We start from the raw sequence: 3,863 nt of genomic DNA on the forward strand, positions 1-3,863 counted from the left end.
TTTCTAGCTTCAATTTATATCTAAATCGGTTAAATTCCTTTTTTGCCTTTATACTCCATTCTTGATGCTTTTCTTCATTCATAATTACGTTAAGTTCTTCAGATAGAATTTTTTCCAGGAATTTAATCTCATTTTCACGATTGTAAAATATATTCAATAACCTGTATTTTAATAGTTCCTGTTCAATTGTTGTTTTCTTCGGAAAATCGCTAACTATAAGCTTGTTTAAGTGCATCAAACAGTATTGATGCACTAACTTATCCCCAAAAACTTCCTTTAAAATATCTGGGTATCTCTTATCAAAATCCGTAACAATAAACACAGGTTCTGATGTATCTAGATTTTTTCGTAGAAACGTTTTGATGGTTTCTGAACTTTTATCCTCAAAAAGTTCATCTGCTATTGTTCTTTGAGTTTTTGCATCCAGTAATGTTAAACGGTATTTCTGACAACGTCCCTCTTTTGGATGCTGTTCGTCATAGTGCACCATATGTACATTTTCTAAAATTGGAACATTTTCCTGTTCCATTTCTTTGTTGAATGTTCTAAAAATAGTGCTTCTTGATCTTGGAAATATGAAGCTCATTATATCAGAAATTCCATCATAAGAAACTTTATGGTATCTGAGCACCTGGAAAAAATTATTGAATGAATCAAAAAGTAAAGTTTTCAGACCTTCCCAAAAACTATGATCTTCTTCGTCTGTACTACCACAATTTTGGCATTTGTATCGACCAATGCTGATTTTTCCAAGACCTTTTTTGATGTATAGATTATAGCCGTTATGAACCATAGGAGCACTGCAAATAGGGCAGGCTGGAGGAATTTTTCTACGAAAAATTCCTCTTGTGGTATATTCGTAATCATTGCTATAACTATCAAAAAGGTATGAGAGAGCAGGGAGTTCCGATAAGTTATTAAGAGTAAGATTTATAATTACCATTGTTTTTGCCGTAACATCATTACATAGTTATAGAATTATAAATTTATATAGTGATGTTACACTTACTTTCATCACTAGATTTTGGAACTGAGTCCTCTGTACAGCTTCAATATAATTATCAACCGAAATTCGCTATTTAGAAGAGATTCTAAGAAACCAAATATCGTTAAATCAACTTGCTTCACAGAAGATGGATTCTGATAGTTAGTCCTAAGAATTGTCAGATGTTTCATCAGCATAAAAATCTAAAAAATACTGAGTACTCATTACTTCAAGACTGTCATTTCCCCATGGTACTTCCTGTCCCATAATAGTCCTGACTTTTACATAGCCTGTGTCATTAACCTTTGCCAATAGTAGATTATCGTACTTACCTCTGTATTTTTCAGGCCACTCATATGGATCATTATTTGCAGCCAAGTAGACAAAGAAAGATACATTTTCTCCTCCTTTTAGATTATCGCTTAAGTAGATATAAGTATCATATTTTGGATTTGAGGCATACTTAGTGTAGTCTCCATAAGAGACAGAAGAAATATTAGATACATTTTCGACAGGAAATAACATTGGACTTCCATTATTTATAGGATCAAAAATATCAAAATAATCTGCAACAAACGAGTTACCATACGAGATATCCTCGAGCCTAGTCTCATTGGTTCTGAATCCAAGTATATAACCTTTATCAGTTTCTTCAATGAAAGTTACCCAGTCCCCCATTATTTCTTTATTATCAAGTGTTTCACTCATATTTCTAAAATAAGGACCTATATGATCTCGTTCAGGTTTGTGCATGATTTTAAGTAGAAACCTCTGGATAAAATCAGGTTTCTGCGTAAAGGGAGTAAAAAATTTGCCTTCCTTAGATGCAGGGATAGGAACCATTATCACAGTCGTTCCATTCACTTCCTTTCCGGAAAGTCCTGTAACTTTGATATCATACTCAAAATAATATCTCTCAACCGGCTCCCTGTTAAGGTACGTACCCGTGTTTATGGCATAAACAACATAGAAAAATAGTATGCCTATAACAAAAAGGGCAAAAAAGATAGGAATGAGCAGTAGATTTTTTCTTGTCACGTTTACCCTACCTTATATTTTTTAGAAAGTATAGGAATTATTTCACTAATACTTTATGAGTTCCGTATTATGCTTACTTTTTCAATAGAGCATCTGTTGTGATTAATATAAGATTAAAATCAGATCCGAAAGTATCTGGACAATAAAACATTCCTTCTTGTCGACTAGGAGCCTGATATTGCTAAACCTATAGCTAAGTAGCCTATCTACTCATTGATATTCGATTCATTAGTATAGTTACATAATGTTAAACTGTTTAAAAAATAGGTTGTCCTCTGTTATCTGGTTGATATTATTCTCAAATGATCGTAAAGTAGTTTCCATGTTTTTTGTTCCGAGCTTCAGCGCAACTTGAGCTGACTTGCGTTACTTGCACAAAAAAGCAAGCATTTGTCCTACTGAATATTCATCATGGTAATATCAACCAGATAACACTGGACGACCAATTGACACCGGCAGAAATTAAATTACGGTGTGCATATGACATCCATCTAACACTTTGATCGTCTGCCCAATATGTCTCTTCAACATGTGTAGTTATTGCCTTTCCGATTTTTTCCATCACTAGATAATCTTTTTCCGTGATTTTGTCTGGAACACGACTCCAAATATCTTTCAATTCTTTTTTCATTTCCTTTTTCTCAGAGTTCGAGACTGATAAATTGTCTATATACCCTAAGAAAATCTCTTTTTGCTCGTCAGTGGCCACAAGCAGAGGCATATAAGGGCAGTTGTTGACAATATCTGGCATGTCCCTTATACGGTTGATTTCAGATTCTATTTCTTCTACCTGTTGGGGAGTTAGCCCATCGATGCTGTAAGTTTCAACCTCACTATCAGAGAAATTGTTTACACTTGCATCCTCGGCAGCCGCACTCGTAGCTGGTACAAGAACAAAACTCGCCAAAAATATTGTCACAAGCAAAATTCCGGCTCTAAATTTTTTCATCCTACATTCGGCAGCAAGCACATTCTAACACTTAAATATTTTTCATCATTAGTTTTTGTAGTTTTAGTTAAAAATCAGTATCATGAGGACTAAATATCTATTCTGATTTGTCGTTTCTCTCCTTTTGTTACAAATATATATTAATAATGTTATGGTTAACATTTAGTAATTTTTAATTTAAATTTAATTTAAATAGTTCTGAAAAAAACGATATCAATAGAAAAATTGAATGGATTTTTATGTCGACCTGCCGAAAGCAGGTTTCATTATTTATTCACTCCCGTTTATTTTACCCAGGAGGCAGAATTAAGTAAACTTTAATATATGCAAAGTTAACTTAATCATGCCTCCTGGGCGTATATTATGGAGTTAAGTTGGTCTTGGAAAACTCTTGAACTCCATGAATTTATTTTCATCCACTATTTGTAAATTTTTCGGTCAAGTCGTTTAACAATGCAATTTTCATACTTATTTTGCTTGAAGTAAATTCCTTAATTTTTGGTCGTGCGATTATTTGGCCAATAAATTTATATATCCTAAGTTTGACAGTATCCACTAATTGATATTGTCAGTCTATCCCATTTTTAGCTCAAATCAATTTGACACAATTTATTAATTCATCTAATTTTATAATTTCTTCCTGGTTTAACCTTACCAGCTTCTTTAAATATTAAAATTCTCGGTGAGCTTGTAGCTCACCAAGCCTATTAATAAGCTATTGAGATCTAAACCCCGACTTTTATGCTTGCTAAAAATACCCGAGAAATTAAGTTTTTCATAAAAGTATTGGACAGCAAGCATAGACCCGATAGAAACACATATATTCTTGTTGGGAAGTTGGGTAAGTCGGGAGGATTGCTCCTCCTTTCTCCCCTAGGAACCGTACTTGAA

General features: G+C 33.4%; 3 protein-coding genes and 1 pseudogene. All 4 read right to left on the reverse strand.

What is annotated here, in order from left to right; translation table 11 throughout:
* Nucleotides 1–943: ISNCY family transposase (locus ASJ81_RS09940; protein ID WP_095642727.1), on the reverse strand; the 943-nt coding region annotated here is incomplete at its 3' end.
* Between the two features lie 210 nt (nt 944–1,153).
* Entirely contained in the window at nt 1,154–2,023 is an 870-nt protein-coding gene (locus tag ASJ81_RS09945) for a hypothetical protein (protein WP_170943267.1), read from the reverse strand.
* Nucleotides 2,024–2,432: 409 nt separating this feature from the next.
* Complete coding sequence (locus ASJ81_RS09950; RefSeq protein WP_095644330.1) at nt 2,433–2,972, reverse strand: hypothetical protein; 540 nt, start codon at nt 2,970–2,972, stop codon at nt 2,433–2,435.
* A 622-nt stretch (nt 2,973–3,594) separates the two neighbouring features.
* Nucleotides 3,595–3,794, reverse strand: a pseudogene (locus tag ASJ81_RS09955) (IS1634 family transposase); the annotation flags it as partial.
* Between the last annotated feature and the right edge of the window lie 69 nt (nt 3,795–3,863).

This window comes from Methanosarcina spelaei (assembly GCF_002287235.1).
GTDB classification, from domain to species: domain Archaea; phylum Halobacteriota; class Methanosarcinia; order Methanosarcinales; family Methanosarcinaceae; genus Methanosarcina; species Methanosarcina spelaei.

Excerpts from the sequence above, each read along its gene's own strand:
- ASJ81_RS09950 (WP_095644330.1), bottom strand. The coding sequence starts at position 2,972 with ATGAAAAAATTTAGAGCCGGAATTTTGCTTGTGACAATATTTTTGGCG.